The organism is Shewanella fidelis ATCC BAA-318, assembly GCF_000518605.1.
In the GTDB taxonomy this organism is placed as follows: domain Bacteria; phylum Pseudomonadota; class Gammaproteobacteria; order Enterobacterales; family Shewanellaceae; genus Shewanella; species Shewanella fidelis.
This window is the reverse complement of sequence record NZ_JADX01000014.1, coordinates 150164-164819: the sequence shown is the minus strand read 5'-3', so window position 1 is coordinate 164819 and position 14656 is coordinate 150164. Positions and strand designations below refer to the sequence as shown.

13 protein-coding genes are annotated in these 14656 nt (G+C 42.1%); 9 read left to right on the top strand and 4 right to left on the bottom strand.

What is annotated here, in order from left to right; genetic code table 11:
* Positions 1-43: 43 nt before the first annotated feature.
* Positions 44-1696, bottom strand: a complete 1653-nt coding sequence (locus L884_RS0107945) for an FMN-binding glutamate synthase family protein (protein WP_028766994.1) — start codon at positions 1694-1696, stop codon at positions 44-46.
* A 147-nt stretch (positions 1697-1843) separates the two neighbouring features.
* On the opposite strand from L884_RS0107945, the gene L884_RS0107940 reads away from it, so the two are divergent.
* Complete coding sequence (locus L884_RS0107940) at positions 1844-2344, top strand: GNAT family N-acetyltransferase (RefSeq protein WP_028766993.1); 501 nt, start codon at positions 1844-1846, stop codon at positions 2342-2344.
* A 60-nt stretch (positions 2345-2404) separates the two neighbouring features.
* Here L884_RS0107940 and fur read toward each other — a convergent pair whose 3' ends face one another.
* Positions 2405-2836, bottom strand: coding sequence for a ferric iron uptake transcriptional regulator (gene fur, locus L884_RS0107935; RefSeq protein WP_028766992.1), 432 nt, complete (start codon positions 2834-2836; stop codon positions 2405-2407).
* A gap of 268 nt (positions 2837-3104) precedes the next feature.
* Here fur and cobB point away from each other — a divergent pair, with 268 nt between their 5' ends.
* Both cobB and L884_RS0107925 read left to right on the top strand, forming a co-directional pair.
* A complete protein-coding gene (cobB, locus tag L884_RS0107930; protein WP_028766991.1) occupies positions 3105-3824 on the top strand; it encodes a Sir2 family NAD+-dependent deacetylase in 720 nt (239 codons plus the stop codon).
* A gap of 39 nt (positions 3825-3863) precedes the next feature.
* Positions 3864-4322, top strand: coding sequence for an AAA family ATPase (locus L884_RS0107925; RefSeq protein ID WP_028766990.1), 459 nt, complete (start codon positions 3864-3866; stop codon positions 4320-4322).
* 135 nt (positions 4323-4457) lie between these two features.
* Here L884_RS0107925 and fusA read toward each other — a convergent pair whose 3' ends face one another.
* Positions 4458-6551, bottom strand: coding sequence for an elongation factor G (gene fusA / locus L884_RS0107920; protein ID WP_028766989.1), 2094 nt, complete (start codon positions 6549-6551; stop codon positions 4458-4460).
* 405 nt (positions 6552-6956) lie between these two features.
* A complete protein-coding gene (bioA, locus tag L884_RS0107915) occupies positions 6957-8297 on the bottom strand; it encodes an adenosylmethionine--8-amino-7-oxononanoate transaminase (RefSeq protein WP_028766988.1) in 1341 nt (446 codons plus the stop codon).
* Positions 8298-8515: 218 nt separating this feature from the next.
* Here bioA and bioB point away from each other — a divergent pair, with 218 nt between their 5' ends.
* The 6 genes from bioB (at position 8516) to cctA (ending at position 14244) form a co-directional block, all read left to right on the top strand.
* Positions 8516-9568 carry a biotin synthase BioB gene (bioB, locus tag L884_RS0107910; RefSeq protein WP_028766987.1) on the top strand — a complete coding sequence of 351 codons (1053 nt, stop codon included), beginning with the start codon at positions 8516-8518 and terminating at the stop codon, positions 9566-9568.
* Between the two features lie 112 nt (positions 9569-9680).
* The gene (gene bioF, locus L884_RS0107905; protein WP_028766986.1) at positions 9681-10874 is read left to right on the top strand and encodes an 8-amino-7-oxononanoate synthase; all 1194 of its coding nucleotides are present in this window, start codon (positions 9681-9683) and stop codon (positions 10872-10874) included.
* A 37-nt stretch (positions 10875-10911) separates the two neighbouring features.
* Entirely contained in the window at positions 10912-11682 is a 771-nt protein-coding gene (locus L884_RS0107900) for a methyltransferase domain-containing protein (RefSeq protein ID WP_028766985.1), read from the top strand.
* A gap of 23 nt (positions 11683-11705) precedes the next feature.
* On the top strand, positions 11706-12371 hold the full coding sequence (gene bioD / locus L884_RS0107895; RefSeq protein ID WP_028766984.1) for a dethiobiotin synthase: 666 nt from the start codon (positions 11706-11708) through the stop codon (positions 12369-12371).
* A 372-nt stretch (positions 12372-12743) separates the two neighbouring features.
* Positions 12744-13607 (top strand): protease HtpX, encoded by an 864-nt coding sequence (htpX, locus tag L884_RS0107890; RefSeq protein ID WP_028766983.1) that lies wholly within the window; start codon positions 12744-12746, stop codon positions 13605-13607.
* Positions 13608-13896: 289 nt separating this feature from the next.
* Positions 13897-14244, top strand: coding sequence for a tetraheme c-type cytochrome CctA (gene cctA, locus L884_RS0107885; protein ID WP_028766982.1), 348 nt, complete (start codon positions 13897-13899; stop codon positions 14242-14244).
* Positions 14245-14656: the final 412 nt, after the last annotated feature.

Sequence of the window (14656 nt, the reverse complement as noted above, 5' to 3'; positions counted from 1 at the left end):
GAGCATGTTTAGTTAAACGGATGCAGATCTAGAGCAGTTGGTATTATATTTGTTTACGGGGTCTTGAAAGCTCTGCTGGTGACAGTATATATACATCTTCTGAATAGAAATCGTCAGCTTGTGCCAAATGCCACCAGGTGTTCCATGGCCCGGCTAGTTTAGTGCCATTGATTAGCTCATTTTTTTGTATAGGCTCAATTAGACTACCAACCGACATGAGCAGTCCGTATGGAGTTCGACGTTTTAGCATATGTGGTTGTAGTTTTTCCGGTGAATCTAACCCCATACTGCCAACTAATTCGAAAAAGCTTTTTAGGGTGTTTTGGTGGTAGTTTTTAACCCGCTCACTTTTAGCGATAACATTAAGTGCTTTGCTGCGAGCAGGATCTTGAGTGGCGATGCCAGTAGGACATAGATTGGTATTACAATGACGTGATTGAATACAGCCTAGAGAAAGCATCATGGTTCTTGCAGCATTGACAGTATCTGCTCCCATCGCAATTTTGGCTAGTAGATCAAAACTTGAAGCCGTTTTACCAGAAGCAATAATTTTTATTTTATCGCGAAGGCCTGCGCCAGTTAAGGCATTATGTACAAAGTACACTCCCTCTAAGCACATCATGCCAAGGCGATTGGTAAATTCTACTGGTGCTGCACCTGTACCGCCTTCTGCACCATCAACCGTGATAAAGTCAGGGGTAATGCCTGTTTCAATCATGGCTTTACATAAGCCTAAAAACTCAACAGGATTACCTACACATAGCTTAAATCCCACCGGTTTACCGCCACTTAATTCTCTGAGCCTTTTTACAAAATTGAGTAACGCTTTTGGGGTGGTACACTCAGGGTTTACTGCTGGCGAAACACAATCTCTATCTCTAGGGATATGCCGAATTGCAGCGATCTCCTCGGTAATTTTAGCAGCCGGCAGTACACCTCCATGACCTGGCTTTGCTCCTTGAGAGAGCTTAATTTCAATCATTTTGATTTGTGGCCGTGTCGCCATAGCTTTGAAAGTATCAGGGTTAAAGTTACCTGCGTCATCTCTACAACCAAATAAACCAGAGCCAATTTGCCAAACGATGTCGCCTTGGTGCTTTAAATGATATGGACTCACGCCGCCTTCACCTGTGTTGTGATAGCAGTCTGCTTTCTTGGCGCCTAGGTTAAGCGATTCAATGGCATTAGCACTGAGCGAGCCAAAACTCATTGCTGAAATATTAAAGTAGCAAGCTTTGTAGGGGTGTTTACAGTCGGGTCCCCCGATCTCTATCCGTTTTGCTGTATCGTTAACTTTTTTAGGGTGTAAGGATTGCCATAGGCTGAGGTAATTATCTTCTAAGAGGTTTTGCTGTGTACCAAAAGCGATAGTGTCTCTAACATTTTTAGATCTTTGGTAAACTAACGAACGCTGCTCGCGGTTAAAAGGCGTTTCTTCGGTATCATTTGCAATAAAGTATTGTTGAATTTCGACACGATAGGACTCGAGGAAATAACGCAGATATGCAACCACTGGATAAAGTCTATTTAGTGTGTGACGGCTATGAAACATATCGAAATAGCCAACAACTGTATAAGTTAAGGTCATCAACAAAACGATATGCGACAACGTATTGCTACTGTTTAGCATATAGTTGATAGCAAGTACGTTGCCTAAAGTGGCAATCAACCAATAGACCTTTTGCATAATTGTCATATTGCAATCCTTTGTTACTGACTTTTAGTTTGCTTTATTGAACGCTATTGTTAACGTTTAAGCAAACTTGTTTTAATACTTTCTAAACTAAGCAAAATGTGAGTATATTAGATGGATAAGCAGTGAAGAAAGCAAATGGAGGGGATTGTGATTATCACTGAGACGGATAGGTTGATCCTAAGGCATTTTGAGGCAAAAGATACCAAGGCAATTTTTTTATTGAACAGTATTCCAGAGATATTAACTTATATTCCTGGAGAGCCAATGACATCCTTGTCTCAAGCAGAGCAAATTTTTGAAAATGTAATCACTAAAAACTACCAAGAGCGCGGGTATGGGCGTTGGGCTGTAGAGCATAAAGCTGATGGTAAAGTGATCGGTTTTTGTGGACCAACATTTATCACAGAGTTTAATGAAGTTGAACTTGGTTATCGCTATTTACCGCAGTATTGGGGGCAGGGGATTGGTTTTGAAGCTGGAGCTGCTGCATTAGATTGTTTTAAAGATTATGACATCCATGAGGCTATCGCACTTATTTTGTTAGGCAATAAAGGTTCAGAGGGCGTTGCCAGAAAAGTCGGCATGAAAGAGCGCAACAGAGCGAAATTTATGGGCCATAAAGTGAATGTGTTTCATAAGCAACTTTAAGGTCAGTGTTGCATAAAAAAACCAGCCATAGGGCTGGTTTTTTTATGCTTGGCTGCTGTTTTACGCGTCGCCGTGATCACACTCATCGTTAGTACATACACCATATAAATATAAGCTGTGGTTTGTTAGCTTAATATTATGTTTCATCGCGATTTCGTCTTGACGACGTTCAATGACTTCGTCAGAAAACTCAATAACTTTACCGCATGATAGGCAAACTAAATGGTCATGGTGATGCTGGGAGGAAAGTTCAAAAACAGCTTTGCCGCTTTCAAAATGGTGACGGGTGACAATACCTGCATCATCAAATTGGTTTAACACACGGTATACAGTAGCAAGACCAATCTCTTCACCCATGTCGAGTAACTTCTTATAGAGGTCCTCAGCACTAATGTGTTGATTCTCTGGCGCTTGCATCAATTCTAAAATTTTGACTCGTGGTAAGGTCACTTTCAAACCCGCTTTCTTTAGCGCTTGATTTCCATCTGTCATTATTGATCTCTTGATTGCAGAACGATTAGCCATAAGTTAATCAGTTCATTTGTGGGTATTCAAACCATTATATGTGTACAAAATGAAAACTTAAACCTTTGATCTAGCAATAAAGCGTCTTTACCAAAGAAAAACTATTAACTAGATATAAAACAAGCAATTTAAGCATACTTTTTGTATTGTTATTGCCTGTTTATACTAACGCCTAATGTTGTCTCGAGCTACAAAAAGGCAGAATAACAATAAAGAGCAATAAAAAGGACTGTAGATGTACCAGCAGATTGTCGTTTTAACCGGAGCAGGGATCTCAGCCGAGTCTGGATTACGTACCTTTAGAGATCAAGATGGGCTGTGGGAAGAGCATAAAATTGAGGATGTGGCGACGCCCGAAGGTTATGCCCGCGATCCGTTACTTGTAGAGCGTTTTTATAACGATAGATGGCAGCAATTCCATAATGGCGCGATTGAGCCTAATGCGGGTCATATGGCTTTAGCAAAACTTGAGAAAGAGTTTATAGGTGAACTGTTGGTTGTGACGCAAAATATTGATGACTTGCATGAAAGGGCTGGTTCACAACGGCTTCTACATATGCATGGTGAGCTTTCAAAAGGTCGTTGTCCGCGTTCGCAGCAAACGTTTTTATTAACAGAACCTTTTGGACCAAAACATACTTGTACCTGCTGTATTCCTGCCCAGCGTTTGCGGCCGCACGTTGTATGGTTTGGTGAGATGCCATTTGGTTTAGATAGAATTCAACATGCGCTCGATAGCTGTGATTTATTTATTGCTATTGGTACATCTGGCACGGTTTATCCGGCGGCAGGTTTTGTTGATACGGCTAATCATCATGGTGCGCAAACGGTAGAGATTAACTTGGTCGAAGCAGACCGCCATAGCCAATTTCAATATCACCTTCAAGGCAAGGCCAGTGAAATAGTGCCAAAGCTAGTTGAGGATATTCTGCAAGGAAAGATCCTGAGTAACTAACTGTTTGCCACTATTAACGTATTTTAGGAATAGAAACTGATGACAAAAAAAACTGATTTCCAAGGTTTAGCGATAATTATGCGTGGCCTTCCGGGAAGTGGTAAGAGTTACTGGGTGGACGAGTATATAAAATCATTGCCAAAATCTGCTGCTCATGAGCAAGTAAAAGTCTGCTCAACAGATGAGTTTTTTTATCAAGAAGGGCAGTACCGTTTTAATCCTAAGCAGCTATCTAAATATCACCAACTGAACTTAACACGCTTTATTCATGCAATCGCCAATAAAGTGCCTGTGGTTATTTGTGATAACACAAATATGGCGCAGTGGGAGTTTGAGGGGTACTGTAAAGCAGCAAAAGCAGAGGGCTATCAAGTACAAATTCAGCAGGTGGGCGAACCGCAAAATAAAGAGCATCAACTATTGTGTGCCGATCGCAATAAACACCGGGTACCGTTAGCAAGTATTAGCCGTATGGCACGGGCATTCGAGGTTATTTGAAGTGGTTAGCCGATGTTGCTTATGTCTATGACAAAAGTTCAATACTCAATGTGCTAATAAAAAAGCCTGTAGATTTTCATCTACAGGCTTTTTGTTAAAGAATGAAACTCTAAAGAGCCATAATTAAATTAATAATTACTTCTTAGCTTCAGCAGCTTTTCTTTCTTTAACTTGAGCGATAACTTTCTCAGAAACGCTGTTTGGACACTGTGCGTAGTGAGCGAATTCCATAGAGAATTGGCCACGACCTGAAGTCATAGTACGTAGTGAACCGATGTAACCGAACATTTCTGAAAGCGGTACGTCAGCCTTAATACGAACACCAGTTACACCAGCGTTTTGGTCTTTGATCATACCACGACGACGGTTAAGGTCACCAATTACGTCACCTACGTTGTCTTCTGGGCTGAATACGTCAACGTTCATGATAGGCTCAAGAAGTTCTGCACCAGCTTTTGGCATAGATTGACGGAATGCGCCTTTTGCAGCGATTTCGAACGCGATAGCTGACGAGTCAACTGCGTGGAAAGCACCGTCAGTTAGTTCTAGCTCAACGTCTAGCACTGGGAAGCCTGCAACTGTACCAGTCTTCATCATGCTTTCGAAGCCTTTCTCAACTGCTGGCCAGAATTCCTTAGGAACGTTACCACCAACAACAGAAGACTTGAACGTGAAGCCAGTGTTAGCTTCGCCTGGACGGATAACATAGTCGATCTTACCGAACTGACCAGAACCACCAGATTGCTTCTTGTGAGTGTAGCTATCAGCGATTTCACGTGTGATAGTTTCACGGTAAGCAACTTGAGGCTCACCTACAATTAGCTCAACGCCGTAAGTACGCTTAAGGATGTCTACCTTAATGTCTAGGTGAAGTTCACCCATACCTTTAAGGATAGTTTCGCCTGAGTCTTCGTCAGTTTCTACGCGGAATGATGGATCTTCAGCGATCATCTTACCGATAGCGATACCCATCTTCTCTGAACCACCTTTATCTTTTGGTGCTACAGCGATAGAGATTACTGGCTCTGGGAATACCATTGCTTCAAGAGTACAAGGGTGCTTAACATCACATAAAGTGTGACCAGTTTGTACGTTCTTCATACCAACGATCGCGATGATGTCACCAGCTTGTGCGTAATCAAGTTCGTTACGCTCGTCAGCTTGCATTTCACACATACGGCCGATACGTTCAGTCTTACCAGTAGCACTGTTAAGAATCGTGTCGCCTTTACGTAGCTGACCTGAGTAGATACGTACGAATGTTAGTGCACCGAAACGGTCATCCATAATCTTGAATGCTAGTGCTTTTAGTGGCTCGTCTACAGATACTAGAGCGTGCTCACCAGTTTCGTTACCTTCTTCGTCAGTTAGAGGCTGTGGATCAACTTCTACTGGATCTGGTAGGTAATCAACAACTGCGTCAAGAAGTAGCTGCATACCTTTGTTCTTGAATGCAGAACCACAGTATGTTGGGAAGAAAGTCATGTTACGAGTACCAGCACGGATACAACGCTTAATGTCTTCCATAGATGGCTCTTCACCTTCCATGTAAGCTTCCATTAGGTCGTCGTCCATCTCAACTGCAGACTCGATTAGTTGTTCACGGTATTCTTCAACCATGTCAACCATGTCAGCTGGAACGTCTTCGATTCTGTAGTTTTCAGCTTCGCCAGTCTCGTCCCATACCCATGCTTTACGAGTAAGTAGATCTACAACACCAGTAAATTCGTCTTCGATACCGATTGGTAGAACCATTACTAGAGCGTTAGCAGCTAGTACGTCTTTAGTTTGCTTAACAACACGTAAGAAGTCAGCACCCATACGGTCTAACTTGTTTACGAAGATGATACGAGCAACGCGTGAATCGTTAGCATAGCGCCAGTTAGTTTCTGATTGTGGCTCAACACCACCAGAACCACAGAATACACCAATACCACCGTCAAGAACTTTAAGAGAACGGTATACTTCTACTGTAAAGTCAACGTGGCCAGGGGTGTCGATAACGTTGAAACGGTGATCGTTCCAAAAACAACTAACAGCAGCAGACTGAATGGTAATACCACGCTCAGCTTCCTGTTCCATGAAGTCAGTTGTTGATTCGCCGTCATGGGTTTCACCAGATTTATGGATCTTACCGGTAAGCTTTAGGATACGCTCAGTTGTAGTAGTCTTACCCGCGTCAACGTGAGCAAAGATACCAATGTTTCTGTACTTTGATAAATCAGTCATTTTTCTACTCTATTGGAGTTACGTTCTAAAATTCCGCGCAAGTATAGCAATACTTTTCAATTTATTTTATTCATTTTTATCATTCAGGGCTAAATTAAACGAAATATCATAAAAAAATCACATTTTATAGCCAAAAATGAGGATGATAATCCATTGATAAACACAGATTGGCTGAGGGCTGGCAGTTTTTTGCGCTAAAAATTGAGCAAATGTTGTTGTGATCGAATTTATTTTCGCTTTGTTGCGACTTCGTCTGTTCACAGACGGGTCATTTTGGCTAGGATGATGTTGGATTCGATCGTTTCAGCTGTGTGTTGATTAGCTAGCTACCCAATGACGTCAGAGTTTGTCATTGGGTCGTGATAAAGTTGCGTTAACAATAGCTAGCGTTTACAGAGGAACCCTTTAACCGTGGCTAATAAACTCACCTGTTGCATTGGGGAGTTCGGTCTGTTTAGCCACTATTTTCATTGCGGTGGTTAGTTTGCTCAAGTCGGTAGAGCTAATACAATAAGGTGGCATGATATAGATAAGGTTGGAGAAAGGTCTTATCCATACACCTAAATCAACAAACTGTTGTTGCAGCTGAGCAGTATCAAGTGTGTTACTCATTTCTAATACGCCAACACCGCCTAAAACTCTTACATCCACGACATTCGGATAATCAGCAGCTTCTGCCAACTCTTGTTTAAGCTGAGCTTCAATCGCGCCAATTTGCTGTTGCCAATGATTTTCCTTGATGAGTTCTAAGCTTGCAACTGCAGCTGCGCAGGCTAGCGGATTACCCATAAAGGTTGGACCGTGCATAAATACTCCAGCAGGGGAGCCACTAACACCTTGAGCGACTTCGTCTGTACACATGGTTGCCGCTAAAGAAATATAGCCACCAGTTAGTGCTTTTCCTAAACATAAGATATCGGCTTCGATTGCGCTATGTTCATAGGCAAACAGTTTACCTGTTCTGCCAAACCCGGTGGCAATCTCATCGAGTATAAGTAACACATTATACTTGTCGCAAAGTTGTCGTAGGGCAGCTAAATAATCTGGATGATAAAAACGCATTCCGCCAGCGCCTTGCATAATTGGCTCAACAAGTAACGCCGCGATATGTTGGTGGTTATCTGCAAATATAGCGCTGATCTCATCCAGTTCCTGTGGATTAAACGCTTGATTGAATTTTGATTGAGGCGCTGGAGCAAACAGCTGTTTAGTGACAAGTTCGCCAAACATGGTATGCATGCCACCTTCAGGATCACAGACGCTCATTGCTGCAAAAGTATCGCCATGATAGCCATTTTTGATAGTAAGGATTTTCTGTTTACTAGGTAGGCTTCTGCCTTGCCAATATTGCAATGCCATTTTCATGGCGACTTCGACTGCGATAGAACCTGAATCAGCTAAGAATACTTTGGTTAACTTTGGACTGGTCATATCCACTAGCAAACGGGCTAGTTCAACAGCTGGACGATGAGTAATACCGCCAAACATGACATGACTTAGTTGCGCTGTCTGCTGCTGCATTGCAGCTACAATTTTTGGGTGACTATAACCGTGAATACACGCCCACCAAGAACTGGTGCCATCAATCAACTTTTTACCGTTTTCGAGTTGCAGTTCTACTCCATTAGCAGCTATTACTCCATAGGCGGGCAAAGCATTGGTCATGGATGTATAAGGGTGCCACAAATGATCTTTATCAAATTGAAGGTCGATACTGTTTGTCGTAGACTGATGATGTGTGTTCATATATTAACCACTAGTAAACCTTTTAAATAGGATGACATTGACAGGTTAAGGGTTGCAGGTATGCTAAGCAAGAAAAATATTGAAGATTTCAACTCGCTTTTTATCTGTAGTTGTTTGTTTTTTAATAATAAACATACAGCAAGTTTAAATGGTAATGTTTACCTTTAACAACATCGTCTCGAGTGATTTGAATAAACAGTGGAGCATAAGGGAACAAAATGTCAGAAGTACAACTTAGAAATGATTGGAAACGTGAAGAGATTGAAGCGCTTTTTGCTTTGCCAATGAATGATCTTTTATTCCAAGCCCACACTATTCACCGCCAAGAATTTGATCCAAATGAGGTGCAAATAAGTCGCCTATTGTCGATTAAAACCGGTGCATGTCCTGAAGACTGCAAATATTGCCCTCAAAGTGCGCGCTATGATACTGGTCTTGAGAAAGAACGATTATTAGCGATGGAAACCGTTTTAACAGAAGCGCGCAGTGCTAAAGCGGCAGGTGCTTCTCGATTTTGTATGGGCGCAGCTTGGCGTAACCCCAAAGAGCGTGATATGCCATATTTAAAGACCATGGTTGAAGAAGTCAAAGCGCTTGGTATGGAAACTTGTATGACGTTAGGCATGTTGTCAGCAGAGCAGGCTAACACGCTGGCAGAGGCGGGTTTAGACTACTATAACCATAACTTAGATACCTCTCCTGAATACTATGGTGATGTGATCACAACGCGTACCTATCAAAATCGTTTAGACACCTTAAGCAATGTGCGAGCATCAGGCATGAAAGTATGTTCAGGTGGTATCGTGGGAATGGGCGAGAAGGCGACCGATCGTGCCGGCTTAATTCAGCAATTGGCCAATCTCGACAAACACCCAGATTCAGTACCTATCAACATGTTAGTTAAAGTTGAAGGCACACCGTTTGAAAAGTTAGATGATTTAGATCCGCTGGAATTTGTACGTACTATTGCGGTTGCACGGATCACTATGCCTAAATCACGAGTGCGTTTATCGGCGGGTCGTGAAAACATGACCGAAGAGTTGCAAGCTATGTGCTTTTTTGCCGGCGCCAACTCTATCTTCTATGGCTGTAAGTTACTGACCACGCCGAACCCTGAAGAAAATGATGATATGGCCTTATTTAGAAAGTTAGGCTTGCACCCTGAGCAAGGTATTGCAGCGACTAAAGAGCAAGATCAAGCAATGCTTGCCAAAGCGGCGGCTCAGCAAGATAAAAAGCAATCAGCTTTTTACGATGCGGCAGCGTTATAAACGAACTAATAATATCGCGCTTTTAAATAGCATTAACCCAATAATACATACGCTTACGTTTTACGCATTGTTAAGGCGTAAGCACCTTTCGCTGTTAAACTGAGCATAATCAATGTCAGAGAGTTCCAACCAGTTCCAAGCAACCGAAACGCTTGCCACGCGCATTGTCGACCGCAACCTTGCCTTGAAACAACAAGGTTTATTAAGGCAACGTATCAAGTTAGTGTTAGATCCAAATCAAAGCAATTACTTTGAAGTTGATGCCTTACCTTATGTTAATTTTAGTAGTAATGATTATTTGGGGTTAGCGACTTCAAATGAATTAACTGAGGCCCTGTATCAAGGGGCCAAAGATTATGGGGTGGGCAGTACAGCATCGTCACTGGTTGTTGGCTATACGCAGGCTCATGCAAAACTTGAACAAGCATTGTGTGATGTCACTGGTCATGAGGCTGCGCTGTTGTTTTGTTCGGGTTTTAGTGCCAATAACGCATTAATGAAAACCTTATTTGAAGCTAATGATCTGGTTGTCGCTGATAAACTCATTCATGCCTCAGTGATTGATGGTGTTCAAGATAGTGGCGCCAAACTTAAACGTTTTAGTCACAACGATGTCGAGAGCGCTAAATCTTACTTTGAGCGATTTAGACCAACGGCATTAATCACTGAAAGTGTATTCAGTATGGATGGTGATATTGCGCCACTCGTTGAACTATCAGCCCTTTGCCAACAACATGGTGCATGGTTAATTGTTGATGATGCCCATGGCTTTGGTGTTATTGGTGAAGATGGCTTTGGTGCAACACGGCTAAATGCAGATATCAAAATCGATGCCCAATTAGTTACTTTCGGTAAAGCGCTTGGTGGTCAAGGCGCTGCAATTCTTGGTAGCCAAGCCTTGATTGATTTTTTAGTCGCTAACGCTCGGCATTATATCTACTCGACAGCACTGTCACCAGCAAGTGCTGCTGCAGCTTACACTGCTTTAACAGTAATTGAAAAGCAGCCTGAATTGAGGGCTAAACTTGATGAAAATATTGATTATTTTCGTAAGCAGTGCCAAGAAAACAATATTGAGTTAACCGGTTCAACAACGGCGATTCAGCCTATTATTTTAGGTGACAGTGCAAAAACAATGGCTGTTGCAAAGCGATTAAAAGAACATGGTTTCTGGTTGGGGGCTATTAGGCCACCTACCGTACCGCAAGGTGGTGCAAGACTAAGATTGACACTTAATGCTAATCATTGTCAGCAAGATATTTCAGCGTTAGTGAACGTACTCGCAGATATTCTAAATAACGATTAATTAATGATAAGACCTTAGCAGAGCAGGATCCAAAGCAGTGAAAAAAGGATCAAATGGACTAAAGCAGCTGGTGGCAACGAATTTTTCTGCCGCTGCTAATAATTACCATAGTTACGATGTGTTGCAGCAGGAGTCGGCTAAACGTTTACTTGCGCAAATGTCTGCTTGTGAACATTTGCTAGACATTGGAGCGGGGCCAGGTACTTGCTTTGGCCATATTGAAGGCTTAAAGCAAGTGACAAGTTTGGACATCGCACCAGGCATGTTGCGTCAACTCTCCACTAACTTTCCCAGTTACCTTGCAGTTTGCGGTGACGCTCAAAACCTGCCTTTAGCTGCTGCAAGTGTAGATGGGATCTACTCTAATGTGGCTTTACAATGGTGTGACAACTTAGGGCTTGCAATCGCTGAGGCTAATAGGGTGTTAAAGGTTACAGGCGAACTAAATGTAAGCATAGTGTCTCAGGACAGTTTGTTTCAACTGAGGGAGCTTGGCTTTAAAATCAATCAGTTTATTGCGCCATCTAAAATACAAGCTTGTTTCGATGATGAGCATTGGGATATTGAATTGTGCGATACCCAAGCGATAACGGTTCACTTTGATGATCTAAAAGCTATGTTACAGTCAATTAAAGGCGTTGGTGCTGGCATCGTGATTCGAACGAGTTCAACTAATTTGCCTCAAGTCACATTGAGAGGACGCAAAGATTGGCAAGCGTTGCAAGCTAAGGCAGAGTTAAACCGAGCCCCAGAGGGCCTTCCCCTAACATATAACATTAGCTTTATTAAGGCGCGTAAAAAGCGCTAGTCGTTTTGCGTCTTGGAGATAACATGACTTTTTTTGTAACCGGTACCGATACAGACTGCGGTAAAACGCTGATTTCATCTGCTTTATTAACAGCAGCGAAAGGGGAGACCTTAGGCTTTAAACCTATAGCCTCAGGTTGCGCTGTAACTGAGAATGGTTTGCGCAATAGCGATGCCCTAACACTAATAGAGGCTTCAACAATTAAGCTGCCTTATGAAGATATTAATCCCTATGCTTTTGAACCTGCTATCGCTCCGCATATTGCGGCGGCAGACAAGGGGGTTGATTTGTTGCCAAATCGCATAGCTGCACAATTAAAAATGGCTGAGTATGTAGGTGCAGACTTTTGTGTAATTGAAGGTGCTGGTGGATGGCGTCTACCACTTAGCCAAGGTCACTTTTTATCTGAGGTGGTGCAATCAATGCAGTTACCAGTGATCTTGGTTGTTGGCATGAAATTGGGCTGCCTAAATCATGCATTACTTACCGCTGAAGCCATTAGAGCTGATGGTTTAAATATTGCAGGTTGGATCGCTAATCAAGTGGATCCTGACATGGCTAATCAACAAGAAAACTTGGCGTTCCTAAAAGACACGTTAAAAGCACCTTTTATAGGTTATGTTCCGTATTTAGCAGAACCCTCTGCTTCGGCGGTTGCTGAATATCTAGATCTTACTCAGTTGTCTTAACGACTGTTGTTGCTAAGTTTACTAGTTGCCAGCGTGAAAAGTTTCTCTTGATAACGGCTAACACAGTTATCAAGAGAACGGTTATCTACTCGAATTGGCTGCAGTGATCATGTTTGCGTGTTTAACATATCCCATTGTTAAAAAAGATTAATCGACGACACATAGAATAAAAGCTTAAAGCGGATTATTTTAATCTTAGATTAATGAACTCCCCCTAGAATTTGCCCATCTGATATAAAGTGGTGAGAAGTCGTCTACTATTGAAGCGACCAGAGATAATTTTTACTCTCTGCCCTTGAATTCTTGTATTGCAGACATATTATGTCTTTAAGAGAGTACATATCAGGTACTTTGTATCCAACAGGAGCTTAAATGAAGCGTATATTTTTATTGATTGCTACTAACATGGCGATCTTATTAGTGGCATCAATTGTGATGTCTATTCTTGGTGTTAACACCTCAACAATGGGCGGACTGCTTGTATTCGCAGCCATCTTTGGTTTCGGTGGTGCATTTATTAGTTTAGCTATTTCAAAGTGGATGGCTAAAAAGACCATGGGATGTGAAGTTATCACGACTCCACGTGATAATACTGAACGTTGGTTAGTTGAGACTGTTGCTCGTCAAGCAGAGCAAGCTGGGATCAAAATGCCTGAGGTCGCAATTTATCAATCTCCAGAGCTTAATGCTTTTGCAACAGGACCAAGTAAAGACAACTCTTTGGTAGCTGTAAGTAGCGGTTTGCTATACGGCATGAGCCAAGATGAAATTGAAGCAGTACTTGCTCACGAAGTTAGTCACGTTGCTAACGGTGATATGGTAACCCTAACCTTGATCCAAGGTGTGGTAAACACATTCGTTATCTTCGCTGCCCGTGTGGTTGCCGGTATTATTAATAACTTTGTTGCCAGCAATGACGAAGAGGGTGAAGGCCTAGGCATGTTTGCTTATATGGCAGTAGTGTTTGTGCTAGATATGTTATTTGGTATTTTGGCGTCAATTATTGTTGCTTACTTCTCACGTATTCGAGAGTTCCGTGCTGACGAAGGTGCGGCGCGCTTAGCTGGCAAAGAGAAGATGATTGCAGCATTAGAAAGATTACGCAGTGGCCCAGAGGCTGGCGCTATGCCAGCATCTATGTCTGCACTAGGCATCACTGGTAAGAAATCTATGGCTGAATTAATGATGAGCCACCCGCCATTAGAAAAGCGAATTGCAGCGTTACGCGCTCGCTAATTTAGTATTTTTTAAATTAAGCGGTTTAAGCTGATAAAGCTTAAACCGCTTTTTTATTGCTCAAATTCAATTAGATAATTAGTGAAAATGCGCAAATTCCAAGGGGGAATTTGATTGAGCGCACGTTTTAGCAAAATTCACAATGATATGATCTTGCAGCTAAATTAGTTGCGGATTAGATAATGCTTAGCTAAATTAATCTAAGTCGTGCTAAAAAAATACAGTCGCAAGATGAAAACACCCTGACATATAAGTTTTCACTATGTGATTATTAAATGAGGATACAATTGTGAGCAATAAACTACTAAGCGTAATTTTTGGTGCGGCTTTTGCTGCGCTAGCATTATCTCCTTCAGTTTTCGCTGAAGGTCAAGAACTTGCTGAAATGCATGCAGAAATGGATGGCTGTGAGGCGTGTCACGCTGACGGTTCGCCATCTGCTGATGGTGAATACGAATTTGAACAGTGCCAAGCTTGTCACGGTACATTAGCTGAAATGGATGCGGTTCACCAACCACATGATGGCATGCTAATGTGTGCAGACTGTCATGCGCCACATGAAATGAACGTAGGTGATAAGCCAACATGTGACAGCTGTCATGATGATGGCCGTACTGCAGAGTCTATACTTAAGTAATTTTGAATTTATTCAAAACTCTAAATTGAGCCAGCTGAACAGCTGGCTTTTTTGTGACTGAAATTCGTCAATATATCAAATCGTTAGTATTACTGAACTTTGAGTTATACCAATTAGTTTAAAGATTTGGTCGCTCAGCGAGAATTTAGCGGCTCTGAGACAAGGCAACGAGTGAAGAGCATAGTTGAACTAGGTTCAAGCTTCCTCTTTATTATCAAGAGTCGCTGTATCAGCGCCGCTAAAACTCGCCATTCTGGAGCGTTTTTGGCTGCCTACTTCTTCGTTGAATAACTTCACAAGGGAGCACCATTCTTTCAATTATTCGCCTTGAATTAGTTCGCCAAAAACGCTCTGAGTAGATCAACTTCTTATACTAATTGGTATTAACGCTCGATATTAATATTTTTGTATG

Excerpts from the sequence above, each read along its gene's own strand:
- L884_RS0107945 (WP_028766994.1), bottom strand. The coding sequence starts at position 1,696 with ATGACAATTATGCAAAAGGTCTATTGGTTGATTGCCACTTTAGGCAAC.
- fur (WP_028766992.1), bottom strand. The coding sequence starts at position 2,836 with ATGACAGATGGAAATCAAGCGCTAAAGAAAGCGGGTTTGAAAGTGACC.
- cobB (WP_028766991.1), top strand. The coding sequence starts at position 3,105 with ATGTACCAGCAGATTGTCGTTTTAACCGGAGCAGGGATCTCAGCCGAG.
- L884_RS0107925 (WP_028766990.1), top strand. The coding sequence starts at position 3,864 with ATGACAAAAAAAACTGATTTCCAAGGTTTAGCGATAATTATGCGTGGC.
- fusA (WP_028766989.1), bottom strand. The coding sequence starts at position 6,551 with ATGACTGATTTATCAAAGTACAGAAACATTGGTATCTTTGCTCACGTT.
- bioA (WP_028766988.1), bottom strand. The coding sequence starts at position 8,297 with ATGAACACACATCATCAGTCTACGACAAACAGTATCGACCTTCAATTT.
- bioB (WP_028766987.1), top strand. The coding sequence starts at position 8,516 with ATGTCAGAAGTACAACTTAGAAATGATTGGAAACGTGAAGAGATTGAA.
- bioF (WP_028766986.1), top strand. The coding sequence starts at position 9,681 with ATGTCAGAGAGTTCCAACCAGTTCCAAGCAACCGAAACGCTTGCCACG.
- bioD (WP_028766984.1), top strand. The coding sequence starts at position 11,706 with ATGACTTTTTTTGTAACCGGTACCGATACAGACTGCGGTAAAACGCTG.
- htpX (WP_028766983.1), top strand. The coding sequence starts at position 12,744 with ATGAAGCGTATATTTTTATTGATTGCTACTAACATGGCGATCTTATTA.